This is a genomic window from Pseudomonas sp. NFACC13-1 (assembly GCF_900104425.1).
In the GTDB taxonomy this organism is placed as follows: Bacteria; Pseudomonadota; Gammaproteobacteria; order Pseudomonadales; family Pseudomonadaceae; genus Aquipseudomonas; species Aquipseudomonas fluorescens_AA.
The window spans coordinates 1-20438 of sequence record NZ_FMXV01000017.1 but is presented as its reverse complement, the minus strand read 5'-3'; the positions used below and the strand labels follow the sequence as shown (position 1 = coordinate 20438).

Sequence of the window (20438 nt, the reverse complement as noted above, 5' to 3'; positions counted from 1 at the left end):
TAGCGCCTCCATTACACACTGGCACCGATAACATCATTGGAATCATCCAGGCCATGAGACGCAAGCCGCCCCAGCGAGAACAATCCTTGTTACCGGAGGACCTGCGGGTGTTCCTCACCGTTATCCGCAAAAACGGCTTTGGCAATGCTGCCGAGGCGTTGGGATTTTCGCCTGCGTATGTCAGCAAGCGGATCTCCGTCCTGGAGGCCGCGTTGGGCGCCAAGTTATTGCACCGGACGACCCGACGCGTCGCATTGACCGACGACGGCGAACGTGTCCGCATCTTCGCCACTCGGCTCCTGGGGGATATGGATGACTTCATCAGCGAGCTGACCGACTCCCGCCAGCAATTGCAGGGGTGTTTGCATATCTGCAGTTCTTTCGGGTTTGGTCGTAACCACGTTGCGCCCGCGATTGCCGCGCTGTCGCACCTGTACCCTCGAATGGAGATACGCCTGGACGTGTTCGATCGCATGGTCGATATCGTCAACGAAGGCTTCGATCTCGAAATCAGGGTGGGCTACGACCTCCCTCAACAACTTCTGGGAAAAAAACTCGTGAGTAATCGCAGGGTGCTCTGTGCAACTCCCGGGTACCTGGAAAAGCACGGCGTACCGGCATCACTGGACGATCTGGTCCGACATGATTGCCTGGTACTCAAGGAACGTAACAATGCCTTTGGCATCTGGAACCTGACGAAAGACGGCGTTGAAGAGTCCATTCGAATCAACGGCCCGCTTTCATCGAACAATGGTGAGATTGTGCTGCGCTGGGCTTTGAGTGGTGCCGGCATCCTCCTGCGCTCTTTATGGGACGTGAAGCCCCTGCTTGAAAGTGGACAGCTGGTGCGCGTGCTGCCTGACTACGCCCAGAATGCCGATGTCTGGGCCATCTACCCGACACGGCTCAGCCAGTCCGCCAAGCTCAGGGCATGTATCGAGTTTTTCGAGCAACATTTCAAGACAATCGCCCTCGTTTGAAGGTCCTGCAGCCACGGCTGGCAAGCGCACCTGGGAACTCAGTTCAGCCACGGATTTTCGGCGTAGTGACGCGTTTCGAAATCACGTATCTGCGCCGCCTGCTGTAAGGTAGCGCCGATAGCGTCCAACCCTGACAACAACGATTGCTTGCACAGCGCATCGATGGCGAACTCGATGACCGAACCATCACTTAGCCAAATCCGCTGATTCGGCAGATCGACACTGATTGTCGCGGTTGCGCCATTGTTCACGACACGAGCCAGTCGCTGTAACTGCGATTCGCAAAGCTGTATCGCGAGTACGCCGTTACGCTGACAGTTGTCATAGAAGATGCCGGCGAAGCGGGTGCCGATCAGTGCACGGATCCCCAGTTGCTTGAGCCCCCATACCGCATGCTCGCGGCTGGAACCACAACCGAAGTTGGGCCCGGTCACCAGGAAATTGGCCCCGCTCCACGCCGGTTGGTTGAGGATAAAGTCTGGGTTTGGTTCGCCAGACTCCAGAAAACGCAGGTCGAAAAATACGCCCTTGTCCAAACCACTTCGATCAATCCCCTTCAAGAACTGTTTGGGCATGATGACGTCGGTATCGATGTTCGATGCGAGCAAAGGCGCGGCTTTTCCGGTCACGATCTCAAAAGGTTGCATGGTTCAAGCCTCCTCGGCCAACAGGCGTACGTCCGTCAGGCGCCCTCGGATGGCCGCTGCGGCAACCATTGCCGGGCTCATGAGATGAGTCCGTGCGCCCGCCCCCTGACGACCTTCAAAGTTTCGGTTGGTGCTGGACGCGCAACGATCACCCGCAGCAAGCACGTCGTCGTTCATCGCCAGGCACATCGAGCACCCGGATTGACGCCATTCAAAACCGGCATCAAGGAAGACCCTGGCCAAGCCTTCCTCTTCAGCCTGGGCACGCACCAGCGTTGATCCGGGAACGATCATCGCGCGCACTGTCGAGGCGACTTTCCTGCCTCGCACCACCCGTGCCACGTCACGCAAGTCTTCGATGCGCGCGTTGGTGCACGAGCCGATGAACGCATGACTGATTTGCACGTCACGCAACGCCATGCCAGCTTCCAGGCCCATATAGGTCAAGGCGCGCTGCATGCCCTGGCGCAGGATCGGATCGGCGACGGTCGCCGGGTCTGGAACGTTGCCACTGACAGGCGACGCCTGGTCCGGGCTGGTTCCCCAGGTCACCATAGGCTCCAACGCATCCACGTCCACCAGGACTTCGCTGTCGAACACTGCGCCTTCGTCGGTGAAGAGCTCACGCCACTTCTTTTCAGCGGCATGCCAGCGTTCGCCTTGAGGGGCACGTGGCTTGGACTTGACGTAGTCATAGACCTTTTCGTCGGGCGCCATGAAAGCCCCTCGGGCGCCCGCCTCCACCGCCATGTTGCAAATGGTCATCCGCGCCTCGACGCTCAATGCGCTGATGACCGGGCCGGCGAACTCGATGGCGTACCCGGTCGCACCTGCGGCGCCAATCTTCTCGATCAGCGCCATGATGATGTCCTTCGAGGTGATGCCCATGCCCAGCGTGCCGGTGACTGTGACCCGCATGGTTTTCAGGCGCTTGTAGACCAACGTCTGCGTCGCCAGCAGATGCTCGATTTCAGAAGTGCCAATACCAAAACCAAACGCCCCCAGGGCACCGTAGGTCGTGGTATGGCTGTCGCCCGCGGCCACTACCATGCCGGGCAGGATAAAACCCTGCTCCGGCGCGACCACGTGCTCAATCCCCTGGCGCTTGTCCAGCACATCGAAAAGCTCGATGCCGAACTCCCGACAGTTCTCCTCGAAATATGAGACCTGCAAGGCGCCACCGGCATCAGGCATTGCCGCGATACGGTTCGGGCTGGTCGGGTTGACGTGGTCGACGACCGCCAGCGTCGCGCGAGGACGCCAGACGCGGCGCTTGGCCTCGCGAAGCCCGCTGAAGGCTTGAGGACTGGTGTATTCGTTGGCCACCTGGCGGTCGATATAAAGCAATACATGCCCTTGATTGTCCAGGGTCGCGACAGTGTGGCTATCGATGTGTTTCTGGTAGAGGGTGCGTGGGCTGTTCATTGCGATGCGCTCTGTTGTGCCGGGTCACGGATGAACAAAGGATATTCGCAATGAAAAGCCCATCAATGGCCTTCAGGTGATGGCATGGAACACGGTTCGTGAAGAATAAGGGCATTGAAAGTACGGCCGGGTATTTCCTTTGTCGGCAATGCCGGCCATACCCAGACCCGATGTGGGAGCGAGCTTGCTCGCGATGAGGCCCGCCCTGCCAATACTTCATTGCCTGACCCAGCGCCTTCGCGAGCAAGCTCGCTCCTACAGGGAGGATCTGTGACTATCCACGCTCGGCCGACACGCCTTTCACCCGCGCCAACAGAACCTGCAGGGGATGAAGCACCGTCACACCCTCTTGCCGCTTCACCTGGCTGCGGCAAGAGTACCCATCGGCAACCACCCTGCCCGACTGATTGAGTTTCTGCAGGAGCGGCTTCCAGGACTGCTCGTAGATCGTGTCGGACGTTCCAGCGTTTCGCGCTTCATGCCCGTAGGTGCCCGACATTCCGCAACAGCCGCTGGCTTGTACGTGAAGCGTCAGGCCCATGCGCTGGAAAATCTTCTGCCATTGCCCGATGCTGCCCGGCTCATTGGTCTTTTCCGTGCAATGGGGCAGGAAGTGGTAAGGCTCTCCCTCCTCCACTGCCGCATCTTCCGGCAGGGCATCCATCAGCCACTCCTGCGCGAGCAACACCTGGGGAGCGTTGCCGGCATCCAGTGTCTTGGCATATTCCTGTCGATAGACCAGGGTCATCGCCGGATCGAGCCCCACCAATGGCACTCGATACCGCTGGAGGCTGAGCAAGGTCTGGCCGTTGAAGCTGGCGGCCTTCTCGAACGCTTTCAGGAAACCCTGCACCTGAAGCGGTTTGCCGTTGGGCGCGTACGGGGCCAGGAAGACTCGGTAGCCCAGCCTCGAGATCAGCTCCACCCAATCAACGAGCAATGGCGTTTCAAAAAACCGGGTGAAAGCGTCCTGAACGAGGACGACGCTTTTCTCACGCTGCTCAGCGCTAAGCGCTTCCAAGCGTTCCGGAGTTGCCACTTCCACGCTCCAGCGCCGGCACACAGCGGCAAAATCCACCAGGCTGAGCAGCGGGCTATCGACCATCCCGGCGACTCGTTCGAGCCCCCAGCGGATCGGCCGGGCACTCATCACGAAGTTGTACAGCCGCGGCATCTTGGCGAAATACGGAACCGTGTATTCCAGTGAGCCAATCAGGTAGTCCTTGAGGGGACGCAGGTAGCGACTGTGATAAAGCTCAAGGAAACGCGAGCGGAACTCCGGCACATTCACTTTGACAGGGCATTGGCCCGCGCAGGATTTGCAGGCCAGGCAACCGCTCATCGCCTCGTAGACCTCATGGGAAAAATCCGGCTGCCCCATTTTCCGGGCCAGGCTATTCACGGCCCGGCGCGCACCGCTCGGCGCCCCGCCAGCCCCTCGAACCCGCTCGCTGGCCGCCAGTACATCGACACCCTGCTCGCCCTGCAACCTCAGCCATTCGCGGACCAGCGACGCCCGCCCCTTGGGCGAGTGAATGCGATTGCGCGTCGCCTTCCAGGACGGGCACATGGCGTCATCAGGGTCGAAGTTGTAGCACGCGCCATTGCCATTGCAATGAACCGCCGTGTCATAGCTTTGCCAGACACGCTCATCGATGGTGCGATCCAGGGCACCGCGCATTTGCACTTCATCGACACGGGTCAATCGAGCGCCGGGCAGCGTGTTCGGGGTGGCGATCTTGCCTGGGTTGAGTTGGTTGAATGGATCGAACGCCGCCTTCAGCGCTTGCAGCGCGGGGTACAGATCACCGAAGTAATCGGGCACGTATTGCGACCTCAGGCCCTTGCCATGTTCGCCCCACAACAGTCCGCCGTACTGTTGCGTCAAGGCCGCGACCGCATCGGAAATCGGCCGGATCAAGGCGGCCTGGGCCGGGTCCTTCATGTCGAGGATCGGTCGCACATGCAAGACCCCGGCATCGACGTGACCGAACATGCCGTACTGCAGGCCATGGCGATCGAGCAGTGCACGGAACGCCTGGATGAAGTCCGCCAGATGTTCGGGTGGAACAGCGGTGTCTTCGACAAAGGGCTGGGGCCTGGCCTCGCCCTTGACGTTGCCCAATAACCCCACGGCGCGCTTGCGCATCGCATAGACACGCTTGAGCGCATCGGCGCCGATGGCCAGTGTGTGGCCTAAACGGACCACGGAAGTATCGCGTTGCAGGTGCCGAACGAACTCATGAACCTGCTGCTGAACCGCCGCTTCGTCATCCCCGCTGAACTCGATGAGGTTGATCCCGAGCGTCGGCGTATCAGGGTCTTCAGGGAAATACTCGGCGACGCCGTGCCAGACAATGTCCTTCATCGCCAGCATCAGCACTTTCGAGTCCACGGTCTCGATCGACAGCGGCTTCATTGCCATCAACGCCTTCGCGTCACGCAAGGCATCCATGAACCCGGCGTAACGCACGTTCACCAGGATGGAGTATTTCGGAATAGGCAGGACGTTCAGTTTGGCCTCGATGATGAAGCCCAGGGACCCTTCGGAGCCGCAAAGAACGCTGTTCAAATTGAAGCGCCCATCTGGCTCGCGCAGATGGGCCAAGTCATAACCGGTCAGGCAACGGTTGAGTGTCGGAAAGGTGTCCCTGATCAGCTCGGCTTGGGTATCGGCGATGTCCACCGCGCACTGGTAGACCTTCCCCACCCGATCCTGGCGTTCGACCAGCGCCGGCAACAGCGCGGCGTCGACGGCTGAACTGGTGAGACGATCACCGCCCAGCAACACCGTCGAAAGCTCGAGCACGTGATCGCGCGTCTTGCCGTAGGTACAACTGCCCTGGCCACTCGCGTCCGTGTTGATCATGCCGCCAATGGTGGCGCGGTTCGATGTCGAGAGCTCGGGTGCAAAGAACAAACCGTAGGGCTTGAGCGCTGCGTTCAACTGATCCTTGACCACACCGCTCTGTACCCTGGCCCAGCGTTCCTCGACGTTGATTTCCAGGATCTTGTTCAAATGGCGGGAAAGGTCGACCACCACACCGTCGGTGAGCGATTGCCCGTTGGTGCCGGTACCGCCACCGCGCGGCGTAAGCACGACCGCACGGTGCGCGGGTTCGGCGGCCAGCCGTGCCAGGATCATCACGTCCTGTTCATCCAGGGGGAATACCGCCGCTTGAGGCAGGCGCTGGTAGATGGAATTGTCGGTGGCCAATACCGTCCGATCGCCATGGTCGCGGGCAATCTCGCCTTGGAATCCCGCCACTTGGAGCGCATTCAGAAAAGCGTCATAGGTCGCTTTCTGGGGTTCAGGAGGCGATAACCGGGCAATCATGATGTATTCCTACAGGCTGAAAAGCTAATCTATGCATTCACATTACGTATGCTCAGTACAGGACGTATCGAGCAGCTGCATAAGGTTTTCATGATTCTTGCCTGCCTATACGGTCGGAGCAAACGTAATTCCTGCTGTTTTTGCATGAGCTTTATGAATGAACCCTAGACGACTGACGCCCTCGATGTCGCTGCTGGTTGCCTTTGAGGCCGCCGCACGCCATTGCAGCTTCACCAAGGCCGCGGAAGAGTTGGCACTGACCCAAAGCGCCGTCAGCCGGCAGGTGCAGACCCTGGAGGCGCAACTTGAAATCGAACTCTTCCGCCGCGAAGGCCGAAAGATTGAACTGACCGCCGCCGGCGCGCTGTATCAGCACGAGTTGGCGGCCGCGTTGGGGCGTATTCGAAGCGCAACGTTGCAGGCCATCGCCTACAAGAGCGACACCGGCCCATTGAACCTGGCCGTGCTGCCAACCCTCGGTTCCAAATGGCTGCTGCCGCGGATGCATGAATTCTATGCCAAGCATCCGGACCTGCTGGTGCACATACATTCGAGGATCATCCGCGAGGACGTTCAATCCTCCACCCACGACATGAATGCGATCATCTGCGCAGGCTCGGGGGAGTGGCCTGGCTACATTGCACATCAGTTGCTCACGGAAAAGCTGGTGGTGGTGGCCAGCCCGACCGCATTGCCCGAGTACCGGGCAATGTCGCCGGCGAACGTTGCCGAGCATGCCTTGTTGAACGTCGTATCAAGGCCCGGAGCCTGGTCGGACTGGTTCGACAAGCACAACGTCGACCACCGCAACATGCGATCCGGCCCGAGCTTTGAACTGACTGCCCACCTGATCCAAGCCGTGTCGGCGGGGATCGGGATTGGGCTGGTTCCACAAATCCTGGTCCAGGACGAACTGAAGAGCGGCGACCTGGTTGCGCTGTTTGAACCGATGGAAAGTGGACGCCGCTATTACCTTGTCTACGCGAGCCGATACCAACACCTGCCGGCGCTGAAGGCCTTCAGTGCCTGGCTTCTGTCGTTGCCGTTTCCTGATAACTGAGGTCGCCCTCACCCATTGCCAAGCATCTGCCACAACGAAGCCCCCACCCCGGTAATGCTCTCCCCGGCAATCAACCCCGCCGCCGCGGTAATGGCGAAGCGTTCGGTGAGGCTCGGCCAGCGACAGCTCACCAGCCACGTCAGCACCGCACCGAGCGCCATCATCAGGGACACCGAGGCCGGCAGGACGAAGGCCAGGCCCAGGGCCGCCGTGCTCGGCAGGTAGCGGGCCCGATGCGCCGGCAGCAGGCTGTCGAGGATCCCCAACAACAAACCCACCAGGCCGCCGATGAAAATCGCCCAGCGAATGCTCGCTGACAATGAATCCAGGCCCAGGGTCAGGGTTTGCGCCACGGCCTTCCAGGTGGCGACCGCCGGGGCCGGCCACTCTTCGGTGAGCAGCATGGTTTGCGGGTCCGGGATCAGGGCCAGATAGGCCAGCACGCCGACGATGCTACCGATGAAAATGCCCAGGGTCTGGGCGATCAATTGCTTGCGCGGTGTGGCGCCAATCGCCCGGCCGACCTTGAAGTCGTTCATCAAGTCGGTGCACTGCCCGGCCGAACCACCGGCGGTATTGGCGCTCATCAGGTTGATCGGCACCTGCCCCGGGGCGACGATGCCGAAACTCAGTTGGGACAATTGCCCGATGGCCCCGATCGGCGGAATACCCGTGGCGCCGACCACCCGGGCCGCCACCGCCGCGAGGCAGATCGCCAGGGGAATGGTCAACAAGGCCATCCACGGGTTGATACCGAACAATAGCACTTGCAGGCTGACCACCAGGATGATCGACAGCGCGAAACCGGCGGCAGGCCCAGGCTTGGGTATCGTCCAGATCGCCCCGCCGCCCGCCTTGGTGGACCGGTGCAATGCCCACAGGCGAATCGCCAGTGAGGCCAGGGTCGAACAGACCATCAGGCTCACCCCCGGCCAGAGCAACCACTCCACCAGCGCCGCGAACTGCGGGCCGCTGCTGCCGTGCGGCAACTGCACCAGGCCCTGTTCCAACAGCCACGGCGCCAACCCGCCCCACGCCAGCACAGCACCGAGCAGCAGGGTCAGGCCCACGCGAATACCGATGATCCCGCCGAACCCCACCAATAGCAGCGAAGGGTCAGCGGTAAAGGTCAGGCGCTCCAGTTGAGCGTTCGGAGACCAGCGCGGGATGGCCCACATGAAGGTGTCGACCGCCTTGACCAGCCCGGACAGCAGCGCGGCGCCAAGCAGCACCTTCAAACGCGTCGCGGCCTCGTGGCCGTGGTTGTAGATGTGCAGCAGCGTTTCCAGGGTCGCCATGCCTTCGGGAAATTTCAGCGCCTTGTCATTGAGCAGCGAGGGTCGCAGGTACCAGGCAATCCAGATCCCCAGGAAACTCACCGAAAAGACCCAGGCCACCATGGGAATGGCATCCAACTGCTGGCCGGTCAACAGGGTGTAGGCCGGGATGGGCGCGACCAGCCCGCCGGAAATGATCGACGCCGCAGCGGAAGCCACGGTCTGGTTGATGTTGCTTTCGTGCAGCGTCCAGGGCAGTCGCCCCACCGATCGACTGGCCAGGCCTTGCCAGATGCCATAGCCGATCAGCAAGGCAATGATCGACATGTTGAACGACCAACCGATCTTCAACCCGGCGTAGACATTGGAGGGTGTCAGCAGGATACCGAGGACAATCCCCGTGCTGACCGCGCGCGGGCTGAGCTCGCGTTCGACTGTGGCGTTCAAGGGGAATGTGGATGAGGTTGGGTGCATGCGAAGTCCTTATCGGCACTGGCGCAGCCGCCAGATCAGACTGCCCCCCTGTGGGAGCGAGCTTGCTCGCGATGGCGGAGTGTCAGTCTCAACCCCTGTCACTGATCCACCATCATCGCGAGCAAGCTCGCTCCCACAGGGTTATGTAAAGCGGCAACTCAATAACTGAACGCAGTATTGGCGCAAGGTTCACATGCCAGAGGGAAACCCTGGCAAGCGTGCTCGCCAGAATCGTCAACCCATGGGCAGGAATTGAGGCATGTCGCGAGCGCTGCCAAGGGCCAGGCGGCGCATCGCGACCAGGCAGCGTTCGACTTATGGCTGGCCCTCGCAATTGACCATCCAGGCGATTCCGAAACGGTCCTCGAACATGGCGAAGCGTTCCGCCCAGAAGGTCTTGTCCAAGGGCATCTGCACGTGTCCGTCCTCACTCAAGCGCTCGAACAGCCGCTCGGCCTCCTTCACGCTGTCGACATTGAGGGAAATCGATACGCCTTGTGGTTTGCTGTATGGCTGGCCCGGTGGGCAGTCGGACGCCATCAGGCTGAAATTGCCCAAGGTCAGGCAGGCGTGCATGATCAGGCTGGCGTCCTTGGGCATGCCGACGTCCTCGGGCGCCTCGGCATAGGACATGGAAAACAGATCGCCGCCAAGCACCTCCTTGTAAAACGCAAAGGCTTCCTTGCAGCGGCCGTTGAAGGTCAGGTAAGGGATGATTCTCATGCTGGGTTCTCCTGTCGCCGGCGTCACGATTGACCGGCCATCTGCGCCCGCAAGCGTTCTTCCTGCTCGCGCAATTCGGGGGTAAAGGACTCGCCGAACTCCTCGAGTTCGAAGATCTGGCGGATTTCGATTTCGCTGTCGCTGACCATCGGGTTCGGGCACCGCTTGACCCAGTCGATTGCCTCCTGCAATGACTGGACCTTGAAGATCCAGAAGCCGGCGATCAGCTCCTTGGTCTCAGCAAAGGGCCCATCGACGACAGTCCGGTTCTTGCCGGAAAACTGCACACGCACGCCTTCGGCGCTGGGATGCAGGCCTTCACCGGCGAGCATCACCCCGGCCTTGACCAACTCTTCGTTGTAGGCGCCCATGGCGGCCAGCAGTTCTTCGCTAGGCATTTCTCCGGCTTCCGACTCCGGACTGGCCTTGACGATCACCATAAATCGCATGCTCGTATCTCCTGGGAATGGCCGCCCTTGTGGCGGCTCTACGGACTAATCGAATGACAATGGTCGAAATCGACAGGTCGACGCGATTATTTTTCGACGGAGCGTTGGCAGCCTGGAAACCCCAGGCTCCCCTGCCGTGCAGTCATGTCCAACGCTCAGGGATTCCACTGGAATCGATAGATGTCTCGATAACCATTGCTGGGGTCATAGAGCAGCTTCGTCCCGCCGTCCAAGGTGATATTGTCGGCATTGACCAAGTGAACCGGTGCCACGAAGCCGCTCACCGGCTGGCCTGCCATCAGTCGGTTCAATTCATCGATCACTTGCCAGCCATGCACATTGAGCGGCTCGGCCACGGTGACGGTCTGGTAGTTTTTTTCCTGGATGCGCAAGAACGCCGAAGCGCTACCGTCACCGGCAGACAACAGACTGATGCCGTCGCGAGGTATCGCGGCGCTGGCCAAGGTGGCAACCGCATAGTCGAAATAGATATCGTTGATGGCCAGTGTGTGGGTCCAACGCTTGCCATGGCGCTGAAGCAGTTCCGTGGTGATCGCCGGCATCTTCTCGCGACTTTCGGAGATCGCGACATCGCGCACCTCCAGCAACGAGCATTCCCGACAGGCCCGAATGACGCGTTCCATGGCCTTGGCTTTCGCCATGGCGATGCTGTACCTGGAGTCGGTCAGGATGACCACTCCGGCCTTTCCGTTCGACTGCGCCACCGCCGCCATGGCCGTGATGCGAGCCACTTCCAGCGGGTCGGTCGTGACGTTCATGGCCATCGGTGTGCCAACAATCGGCCCGGGGCGCTCCCCGGCGTGCCAGCCCACCACCGGCACGCCCTTGTCGGCGAAGACAGCCAGCTCCGCCTTGTTTTCAAGGGCATCGGCGCCACACAGAATGAGCCCATCGGGGTTCGCCGCCAGGGCGTCGGCAAAGGCCTTTGCACGCCCGGCCGAGGATCCAGCGCCATCGAATACCCTCAGCGTCCAGCCCATCGCCTTGGCGGCCTCGCGAGCACCCTGGGCGACGCCGACAATGCCGCCGTTGCGCATATCTTCTGCGACAATGGCGATGCTCTTGCCATGCTGGGCGGGCGGGCCGGACTCAGGACCGCTCCAGGGAACGGCGCCGAGGGTGGCCCTGGCAACCATTTCCTGCGCTTGAGTCACCGTCACCGTCGTGTCCGTCGCGGCTGGCAGGTCCTGGCCATACCCAGGCGTTGTCGTGAAAAGACAGAACATTGTCGTTGAAACTGTCCGGAGCAACCGGGACCTGGTCAAACAGGTTCGATTGCCACGTGAGATGCCGGGTCTGGAGCCGATGGCGCAATCATAATGTGACATGGCGTCTCTTTTTCATGGATGCAGCGTTTACGTTCAGTGTCCGCAAGGATAGTCGGCTCTGCTGTCATCGGCCCGAAAGGGAAATAGCAAGTTTGTAACATCCTTCCTGTCCCGGCCCTCCGATCAGTTCCGGGGGCCAGCCTGGGAGGCCTGATCTTTGCGCCGCTGTGGGCGTGGCTGATCGAGCGCTTCGGCTTTGCCCCGGCGGTGCCGATCAGCCCGCTAAGAACGAAACGCATCGACCTTGAGCCCAAATCGACTCATTTTGTTGTACAGCCCGCCACGCGACACATTCAACCGTTGAGCAGCCAGGCGGATATTTCCGCGCGTGTCCTTGAGGGCAGCGATGATGGCATTCATCTCATGAGTACCCAGGTCCGGAGCCGTCCGCGGCTCAGGCACACCTACCCACGGCGATGGCCGCCCTCGCTGCCTGATTTCCAGCGCAAGATCGCTCGGTTCGATCAGTTCGGTCATCGCCAGGTTGGTCGCTCGCTCTATGACGTTTTCCAGCTCACGGACGTTGCCCGGCCAGTGATAGGCGCCAAGCATCTCCAGCGCCGCAGGTGAAAGGTCCTGCATCGTCTTGCGTAGCGACCGTGCACACCGCGCGAGAAAATGCCGCGCCAGCAACGGCACATCTTCGCGGCGCATCCGCAGCGGCGGCACCGTCAGGTTCAGCACGTTGAGCCGGTAGTAAAGGTCCTCACGAAAGGCGCCCTCGGCCACCGCCTGGCTCAGGTTGCGATGTGTGGCGGCGATGATGCGGACGTTGACCCGCAGCGATTTCTTCGCCCCCACCCGTGTCACCTCGCCTTCCTGCAGGACACGCAGCAAGCTGACCTGTGCATCGAAGGACATGTCGCCGATTTCGTCGAGGAAGATCGTCCCGCCATCGGCCAACTCGAACTTGCCCGCCGACCCACCGCGAGCCGATCCGGTGAAGGCGCCTTCGACATGACCGAACAGTTCGCTCTGCACCAGGTCACGGGGAATGGCCCCGCAATTGACCGCCACGAAAGGCCCGCCACTGCGGTCGCTGGCATTATGGATGGCCTGGGCGAACAGTTCCTTGCCCGTGCCGCTCTCACCGAGGATCAGCGTAGTGGAGTCGCTGCGACTGGCGATCCGGGCCAGGTGCAGTGCATCCTGAATCGCCTGTGAGCGGCCCAGGATGGTTTCGAAGGTATAGCTGGCCTGGGTGCCGATGATCCGCCGGGTGATTTCCCGGATGCGGCGGTTCTCGCGCAACGAAACAATCCGCCCACCTTGCTCCAGCGGGCAGACCGACACTAGGCAGGCCAGATGGCTGCGGTCGTGCAGTTCAAAGGTGCAATCCAGGTCCCGTACCCCTTCCCCGCCCCCGAACAGGACCGCATCGGTCAATTCGCTCTTGCCCAGGCTCTTGAACGGGCTCCCGAGCAGGTCACGCCCCACGCGGAACAACTGTCGGGCGTAATGGTTGAGTGCCTTGATGCAGCCGCGCTCATCCAATACCACCAACCCCTCGTTGAGCACTTCAAGGACGGTTTGTTGCTCCTCGAGCAAGGCTTGCAGTGTCATCTGCCTGGAGACGGCCTCGGCCGCGGCCTGGACGGTGCCCAGCGTATGGAAATGAAACCAGCCCGGCTCTGCCGTCAAAGTCAACATACCCAGCGTCCGGCCCTGGGCATCGCGGATTGGCGCGGCGGCACAATGCATGCGGCGCTGGCGCAGGCCAAGCCCGAAGTTCTCCTCGGCCAGCACATACACCAAACGGTCTTCGACGATCGCCAGACCGGTGCAATTGGTGCCCTGTACCGATTCCAGCAGTCGACTGCCTATGGGGGTGAGGTCCAGGCCACAGAAGTACAACGTCGTGCCTTCGGCATCTGTCAGGTTGATATGGCCCCTGGGGTTATAAGCGAGCAAACCGCGCATGACTTGCGCCGCCGCGGCGATCAGCAGCCGGTTGGCGGCCAGTGTCGCGGTCAGGTCGGCAGGCGCGACAAAACGGTACTCGCCGTCTTCCGGATCGAGGTCGGCATTGACGCTGCGCAACCAGGACGCCCAAATCACCCGCCGGATCCCGGCAGGACGATCAACCTCCCCCCGCAGGCACGCTCGCCAGGCCTCATCCAGCGCAGTGCTGGGTCCTTCGTTCAACGACGCAGGGCCCAGGGTGGTGAGGTAATCACGGTCTTCGGCGCTCAATGCTGCAGGTTGCTGATCCATTGTCCGGCCACATGTTCATATTTTCGACATGTCAGTATAGACATGTCATTAAAGTGAACAGCAATTCAAATTAAAATCTTTAAATATCAATAAGATAACTATTGGCACAGCGCTTGCTCCCTAGATGAACAGACGAGGACATTCTTATCGCCGAGTCGTAAAAACAATAAAGGGAGTCATGTTCATGAGCACATCCAAGATCCTCCGCCTGGGCCTTATCGGCGCTGGTCGCATGGGCAGTTTTCACGGCCTGACCGCCGCCCGGCACATCCCCGGCGCCTGCCTCGCCGCCATCGCCGATCCTACCCCCGGCCAGGCCGCACGCCTGGCAGCAGAACTGGACGTGCAGAAGGTCTATACCGATCCACAGCAATTGCTGGATGACCCGGACATCGACGCCGTGCTGATTGCCGCCCCGGCACGCAGCCATGCCGAACTGGTGATCAGTGCGGCCCGGGCCGGCAAAGGGGTGTTCTGTGAAAAACCGATGGCCATCACCCTGGACGAAGCGGACCGCGCCATCGCCGCCGCTGCCGATGCACGGGTCACGCTCCAAGTCGGCTTCAATCGCCGTTTTGCCAGAAGTTTCCGCACCGCTCATCTGGACGTCGCTGCCGGCCGGATCGGTACGCCACAACTGCTGCGCTCGCTGACCCGCGACCCGGCGCTGAACAACCCGGCCGCGTCGCCGCAATGGGTGATCTTCCTGGAAACCCTGATCCATGACTTCGATACCCTGCGCTACCTGAATCCGGGTGCCGAGGCGGTTGAGGTTTTTGTGATGGCCGATGCCCTGATCGCCCCCGCCTACAAGGACAAGGGTTTTCTCGACACCGCGGTGGTCACCATCCGTTTCGACAATGGTGCCATCGCCACGGCCGAGGCCAACTTCCAGGCCGTGTATGGCTACGATGTCCGCGGCGAAGTGTTCGGCAGCGCTGGCATGCTGACCATGGGTAACGTCAACGACTCTGACTTGCTGCGGTACCTGGCCAATGGGGTCCAGGCCGACACCCAGCGCATGGACACCGACTTGCTGCGGGATGCCTATGTGGCCGAGCTCAACCACTTCGCCAACTGCGTGCGCAGTGGAGAAAAACCCTTGGCCAGTGGTGAAGACGCGCGGGCAGCACTGGCCATTGCCCGCGCCTGTATCGAGTCCTTCCAACAGGGCAAGACGGTACGTGTGCAGGGAGCGCTTTCATGAGTTTCATACCGTTCAAACTGGCAGTCAGTGCCGAGATGGTTTTCATCGACCTGCCCTTCATCGAACGGGTCAAACGCATCCATGCGTTGGGCTTCAGCGTCGAGATATGGAACTGGGCGAGCAAAGACATCCAAGCCCTCGCCGCGACCGGCGCGGACTTCTCCTCCATGACCGGCTACCTCTCGGGCAACCTGACCGATCCCGAGGCGATCCGGCAGCTGCTCGGCAGCGCCCAGGAGTCCTTGGCCGTCGCCGCTCAATTGGGTTGCCCGAGCCTGAACCTGCACGGCACTGGCCTGGACGCCCAGGGCTTGCCGGTCAAACCCGTGGCCCAGGCCACCGGCCGCATGTGGTTGAGCGCCTGCAAGACGCTGGAAAAAATCGCCCGCCTGGGCGAAGACGCGGGTCGGGTATTCCTGCTGGAAAACCTCAATACCGACGTCGACCACCCAGGCACGCCGTTCGCCCGCGCCGACGATACCCTGGCGCTGATCGAAGCCGTGGGCAGCCCCCACCTGAAGATGAACCTGGACCTCTATCACGCGCAGATCGGCGAAGGAAACCTGATCGAACTGATCCAGCGCGCCGGCAACGCCATCGGTGAAATCCAGGTCGCCGACGTCCCGGGGCGCATGGAGCCCGGCACCGGTGAAATCCACTATCCCGCCATTGCCAGGGCCTTGTTCGGCATGGGATACAGCGGTGTCGTCGGCCTCGAAGGCTGGGCCAGCGGTGACAGCGAGGTCGCGCTGGAGCGTTTCCGGCAGGCCTTCACGCTTGATGGATAAAGCCGCGCCGTGTTCAAGACGTGCGGCAGATTTTCATCTCCTGGTGACGTACAACTCATAACAACAAAAGGAAAACCATCATGCGTCGTTGCACACTGCTTTTCGCCACCCTGCTGCTGTTCAGCCAATGGGCCGCCGCCGACTACCGCATCGGCGTCAGCATCGCCAGGGTCGACGACAATTTCATGACCTACGTGCGTAACGGCCTGGACGAGGCCGCGAAAAAGGAAAACGTGCAGATCCAGTTCGAGGACGCCCAAGGCGATGTGGTGCGCCAACTCAACCAGGTCCAAGGCTTTATCAACCAGAAAGTGGACGCGGTCATTGTCTTGCCGGTAGACACCTCCGCCACGGCCAACATCACCCGCGCCGCAGTCGAAGCGAAGACGCCACTGGTCTACGTCAACCGTCACCCGGACGAGCGCACCTTGCCCAAGGGCGTCGTCACGGTGGCGTCCAATGACATTGAGGCCGGACAACTGCAGATGCGCTACCTGGCCGAAAAGCTTGGCGGCAAGGGCAACCTGGCGATCATCATGGGCGACCTGGCGCAAAACGCCACCCACGACCGCACCGAAGGCGTCAAACAGGTGCTCAAGGACTATCCCGGGATCAAGATCGTCGAGCAGCAAAGTGCCGAGTGGCAGCGCAACAAAGGGATGGACCTGACCAGTAACTGGTTGCTGGCCGGCAGTCGGTTTGACGCCATCGTCGCCAACAACGACGAGATGGCCATCGGTGCGGCCATGGCCTTGCAGCAGGCCGGCAAAGCCAAGGGCGAGGTCGCCATCGTCGGTATCGACGGCCTGCCCGACGGCCTGGCGGCGATCAAGCGCGGGATGCTGGTCGCCTCGGTGTTCCAGGACCCCAAGGCCCAGGCGACCAGCGCGGTACAGGCCGCACTCAAGATGATCAAGGGAGAACCGGTGGAAACGGACGTCTGGGTGCCCTTTCAGTTGATCAAGCCCGAGCAGTTGGCGGTGTTTGAGCAACATTACAAATAGCCGCAAACGTTAGACAATAACGCCGCTGTCCCGACCAGGGAGCAGCGGCGCTTGTCGTTGTATGACCCGATTGCAACAGCTGCGGGATGAACCTCTTGTTGTGCGCATCAAAGCTGCTGAACGCGGCGATGAAAGCCAGGCATCCCAGAAAAAACCATTGAAGAAGCCGACTGAGAAAAGCGCCCGATGCTCGACTAGAAGTTCACCGTATAACGAACGATGAGGCGGTTTTCGTTCGCGCTGTCGGCGTAGGTCGAGCGATTGGTCGAGTTTCTCCACTGCACGGCGACACCTTTCGCCGGGCCGCTTTGCACAACGTAAGTAAGGTCAGTCACACGCTCCCACTCTTTCCCCTCTTCGTCTTCCGCTCTCAACGCAGCCGCTTGGCGTGTCGTCAGCAGCGTTGGGTCAACGTCTTGACCGCTCACATACTTGAGGCCGAGGGTAAGCCCGGGCACGCCAACGGCGACGAAGTCGAAGTCATAGCGCGCGAACCAGATACGTTCATTGGGCGCTGTAAATGTACTCGCGAGCGACTCAGCGAACAGATAGGTGTCCGTTCCATTAACAAAGGCGAACGGGGTGTCGCCCCATGCTTTCTGATATCCACCACCCAAGGTATGACCTTGAAGGCTGTAAGCGAAGTAGCTACTCAGTGTCCGATTGTCCACCTCCCCTAAATTCTTATCTCCGGTTTCTTTCGCATCGAACAGGCGAATGTCTGCGATAACGCTACCGTGCGTGATGGGTTGGTTCAGCTTCATGCCAAAGAAATTCGACCGATATAGATCCTCAAGCTGTGCGGCATGCGCACTGAGCGTCAGCGTGGGTAGAGCCTTATAGTCGAAAGCAAGATAGTTGAAGTGATCGGCTTCGATAGCCCGATAGCCAAATGTGGTTAGAGACTCGAAGTCTGTGGAGTTACGCTGCCTGACGGCATTGACTCTTATCGCAGTCACGGAGAGTGGATCCAGGTCATTGGATACCAGCATGCCGCCGCGAAACACTTGCGGCAGCAGCCTGCTGTTGTTGCTCCATAGCAAGGGCATCAGCGGGCTGAGCCCGCCTATCTTCAATTCACTTCGCCCCATACGCGCTTTCGCGGTCAAGGTCATCTTTGCGTATTCGTCTTCGACGTTCCGCTGGGAATCGTAGGCGAGGAGTCCAGAACCCGTTCGATCCGAACTCGAGTCCAGCTTCACACCTAGAAGGCCTTGGGCATCGATACCGAAGCCAACCCTGCCCTCGGTGAAGCCTGACTGCAGATTAAGAATGAAACCTTGAGCCCACTCATCCCGTTTCGATTGGGTTGCCCCGTCGTTTCGGTAATCGCGGTTGTAGTAAAAATTACGGAGTTCCAGACTTCCTTTTGCATCCTTTACGATGTCGGCGTATGCCACGGATGCTGGGGAAGCAATAGCTAAAACCAACCACAGTTTATTGTTTTTGTTCGACATTGTGGGCGCCCTTTGTTTTTGTAGTGTGCATAAGTGCTCACTGCTTGATGGGTGGCAGCGTGTGAGTTGGATGCGAAACGCTCGATGAAGATGCGGTGGGAATATCAACGATTGAGCCCGACCGCCTTGGGCGAACTGAACCCGGTTCAACCACTCGATGCTAAACGCACAATTGCATCGCGACTGCCGGCCTGTTCTCGCAGAAGAAACTTCTGGATTTTCCCGGTCGCGGTCTTGGGCAATTCCATGAAGATCACTCTGCGAGGACACTTGAAACGAGCAAGGCGCGCTTGGCAGAACGCGATCATGTCGGCTTCGGTAGGCCGCTCAGCCCCGCCTTTGAGTTCGATAAACGCGCACGGCACCTCGCCCCAGATGTCATCAGGCTGCGCGACGACGGCTGCATGCAAAACAGCCGGATGACAGTGGATGGCTTCTTCGATTTCGACGGACGAGATATTCTCTCCTCCGGAAATGATGACGTCCTTGCAGCGGTCGGTGATTTGTATGTAACCGTTAGGGTGCACCACTGCGACATCACCGGTGTGGAACCAGCCACCTTCAAAGGCTTTGCGCGTCGCGTTTTCGTTTTTCAGATAACCCATCATCACGGTGTTGCCTTTGAGCAGCAGTTCTCCGGTGGTGTGGCCGTCTTTTGGAACCGGCTGCAGGGTGTCAGCGTCAGCCACCATCAAGCCCTCAAATCCAGCCGCACGAGCGCCCTGGCGTACGCGCAAGGTGCCTTGGTCACTTTGCGCGAGCGCGTTCCAACCGTCCTGCCAGACGCAACTGATCGGTGTGCCGGATACTTCGGTAATGCCGTACACATGGTCAACGTCGAAGCCTAAGGAAACGACGGCATCAAGTACGGTTGCCGGAGGCGGAGAGCCCGCCGTCAGCACGCGAACCGGCGTTTCAAGCGGGGGACGATCGGCTGAGTTGGCGATCATGGCCATGACAATCGGTGCCGCGCAGAAGTGATCGACACCCTGGGTATCGATCGCATCGAACACCGCTTCTGCCGAGACCTTCCTCAAACACACGTGGGTGCCAGCAGCGGCAGTGATAGCCCAGGTAAAACACCAGCCGTTGGCGTGGAACATAGGCAATGTCCACAGGTACCGTGGCGCCCGGGAAAGGGGCCAGTTGGTCATCTGCAGCATGCTCATGAGATAGGTACCGCGATGGCTGGCCACGACCCCCTTCGGATCGCCTGTGGTGCCGGACGTGTAATTGAGTGCGATGGGCTGCCACTCATCACTGGGCCACACGCCTTGGAAATCCGGGCTGCCGCGGCCGATAAAGGTTTCGTAGTCGACATCGCCAATGCTGTTGCCCAGGGGCGCCAAGTGATCATTGATATCGATGACCACGGGTGGATGCTCGAGACGTTCGAGGGCGGCAACCGCGAGTGCGGCAAACTCGCGATCCACCAACAAAAGCTTGCATTCCCCATGACGCAGGATGAATGCCACGCCTTCCGCATCGAGGCGGTAGTTGACGGTATTGAGCACCGCGCCGCAAAGCGGCACGCCAAAATGGGCTTCGAGCATGGCAGGGGTGTTGGGGGACAGGATCGAAACCGTGTCCCCTGCCCCCATGCCCTCGTTGGAAAGCGCACTGGCGAGCCGATAGCAGCGTTCGCGCGTTTGGCGCCACGTTCTGCGCAGGTCACCATGCACCACGGCGACCCGGTCCGGGTGGACAAGGGCCGCGCGATCCAGAAAACCAAGGGGCGTCAGTGAACTGGCCTAATGATTTTGGACACTTCAATCGGGCGCTATGATGGCGCCCAAATCTGAGGTGTTTTTGGTTATGCGTAAATCTTACTCCAGTGAGTTCAAACTCAAAGCGGCCAGCATGGTGCTGGACGAGGGACAGTCGGTTCCCGAAGTCTGCGCCAGCCTGGATATTGGGCCCACGGCGCTTCGCCGCTGGGTCGATCAGGTTCGCAAGGAACGCTTGGGTTCGACCCCGGTGGGTGCCAAGGCGATTACCGCTGATCAGCGTGAAATTCAGCAGCTCAAAGCGTTGCTCAGGCAAAAAG

Annotated in this window: 16 protein-coding genes; 6 read left to right on the top strand and 10 right to left on the bottom strand. The window is 60.4% G+C overall.

Going from position 1 to position 20438, the window contains the following annotated elements:
- Positions 1-53: 53 nt before the first annotated feature.
- Entirely contained in the window at positions 54-980 is a 927-nt protein-coding gene (locus BLQ55_RS20010) for a LysR substrate-binding domain-containing protein (RefSeq protein WP_092256442.1), read from the top strand.
- Between the two features lie 38 nt (positions 981-1018).
- Here BLQ55_RS20010 and leuD read toward each other — a convergent pair whose 3' ends face one another.
- The 3 genes from leuD to BLQ55_RS19995 form a co-directional block, all read right to left on the bottom strand.
- Positions 1019-1627, bottom strand: a complete 609-nt coding sequence (gene leuD / locus BLQ55_RS20005; RefSeq protein WP_092256231.1) for a 3-isopropylmalate dehydratase small subunit — start codon at positions 1625-1627, stop codon at positions 1019-1021.
- A 3-nt stretch (positions 1628-1630) separates the two neighbouring features.
- Positions 1631-3052, bottom strand: a complete 1422-nt coding sequence (gene leuC, locus BLQ55_RS20000) for a 3-isopropylmalate dehydratase large subunit (protein WP_092256228.1) — start codon at positions 3050-3052, stop codon at positions 1631-1633.
- Positions 3053-3326: 274 nt separating this feature from the next.
- A complete protein-coding gene (locus tag BLQ55_RS19995) occupies positions 3327-6389 on the bottom strand; it encodes a D-2-hydroxyglutarate dehydrogenase YdiJ (RefSeq protein ID WP_092256225.1) in 3063 nt (1020 codons plus the stop codon).
- Between the two features lie 157 nt (positions 6390-6546).
- Between BLQ55_RS19995 and BLQ55_RS19990 the strand changes: the two genes are divergently transcribed.
- Positions 6547-7449, top strand: coding sequence for a LysR substrate-binding domain-containing protein (locus tag BLQ55_RS19990; protein ID WP_092256222.1), 903 nt, complete (start codon positions 6547-6549; stop codon positions 7447-7449).
- A gap of 8 nt (positions 7450-7457) precedes the next feature.
- Here the strand turns inward: BLQ55_RS19990 and BLQ55_RS19985 are convergent, their stop codons facing one another.
- The 5 genes from BLQ55_RS19985 to BLQ55_RS19965 all read right to left on the bottom strand — a co-directional run bounded on the left by BLQ55_RS19985 (position 7458) and on the right by BLQ55_RS19965 (position 13935).
- Complete coding sequence (locus tag BLQ55_RS19985; RefSeq protein ID WP_092256218.1) at positions 7458-9200, bottom strand: OPT family oligopeptide transporter; 1743 nt, start codon at positions 9198-9200, stop codon at positions 7458-7460.
- A 315-nt stretch (positions 9201-9515) separates the two neighbouring features.
- Entirely contained in the window at positions 9516-9923 is a 408-nt protein-coding gene (locus BLQ55_RS19980; RefSeq protein ID WP_092256215.1) for a VOC family protein, read from the bottom strand.
- A 23-nt stretch (positions 9924-9946) separates the two neighbouring features.
- Positions 9947-10372, bottom strand: a complete 426-nt coding sequence (locus BLQ55_RS19975) for a YciI family protein (RefSeq protein ID WP_092165420.1) — start codon at positions 10370-10372, stop codon at positions 9947-9949.
- A gap of 155 nt (positions 10373-10527) precedes the next feature.
- Complete coding sequence (locus tag BLQ55_RS19970; protein WP_092256439.1) at positions 10528-11547, bottom strand: substrate-binding domain-containing protein; 1020 nt, start codon at positions 11545-11547, stop codon at positions 10528-10530.
- Between the two features lie 396 nt (positions 11548-11943).
- Complete coding sequence (locus BLQ55_RS19965) at positions 11944-13935, bottom strand: sigma-54 interaction domain-containing protein (protein ID WP_092256212.1); 1992 nt, start codon at positions 13933-13935, stop codon at positions 11944-11946.
- Between the two features lie 184 nt (positions 13936-14119).
- Here BLQ55_RS19965 and BLQ55_RS19960 point away from each other — a divergent pair, with 184 nt between their 5' ends.
- From BLQ55_RS19960 to BLQ55_RS19950, 3 genes are all read left to right on the top strand, one after another.
- Positions 14120-15142 carry a Gfo/Idh/MocA family oxidoreductase gene (locus BLQ55_RS19960; RefSeq protein ID WP_092256210.1) on the top strand — a complete coding sequence of 341 codons (1023 nt, stop codon included), beginning with the start codon at positions 14120-14122 and terminating at the stop codon, positions 15140-15142.
- Positions 15139-15930, top strand: coding sequence for a TIM barrel protein (locus tag BLQ55_RS19955; protein ID WP_092256207.1), 792 nt, complete (start codon positions 15139-15141; stop codon positions 15928-15930). The genes BLQ55_RS19960 and BLQ55_RS19955 overlap by 4 nt, the downstream gene beginning before the upstream one ends.
- An 80-nt stretch (positions 15931-16010) precedes the next feature.
- The gene (locus tag BLQ55_RS19950; protein ID WP_092256204.1) at positions 16011-16934 is read left to right on the top strand and encodes a sugar ABC transporter substrate-binding protein; all 924 of its coding nucleotides are present in this window, start codon (positions 16011-16013) and stop codon (positions 16932-16934) included.
- Positions 16935-17128: 194 nt separating this feature from the next.
- On the opposite strand, the gene BLQ55_RS19945 is transcribed toward BLQ55_RS19950, so the two are convergent.
- Together BLQ55_RS19945 and BLQ55_RS19940 are read right to left on the bottom strand one after the other, a co-directional pair.
- The gene (locus BLQ55_RS19945) at positions 17129-18391 is read right to left on the bottom strand and encodes an OprD family porin (RefSeq protein ID WP_092203527.1); all 1263 of its coding nucleotides are present in this window, start codon (positions 18389-18391) and stop codon (positions 17129-17131) included.
- A gap of 146 nt (positions 18392-18537) precedes the next feature.
- Positions 18538-20133 (bottom strand): AMP-binding protein, encoded by a 1596-nt coding sequence (locus BLQ55_RS19940; protein ID WP_092256201.1) that lies wholly within the window; start codon positions 20131-20133, stop codon positions 18538-18540.
- Between the two features lie 73 nt (positions 20134-20206).
- On the opposite strand from BLQ55_RS19940, the gene BLQ55_RS19935 reads away from it, so the two are divergent.
- Positions 20207-20438: transposase (locus BLQ55_RS19935; protein WP_143011755.1), on the top strand; the 232-nt coding region annotated here is incomplete at its 3' end.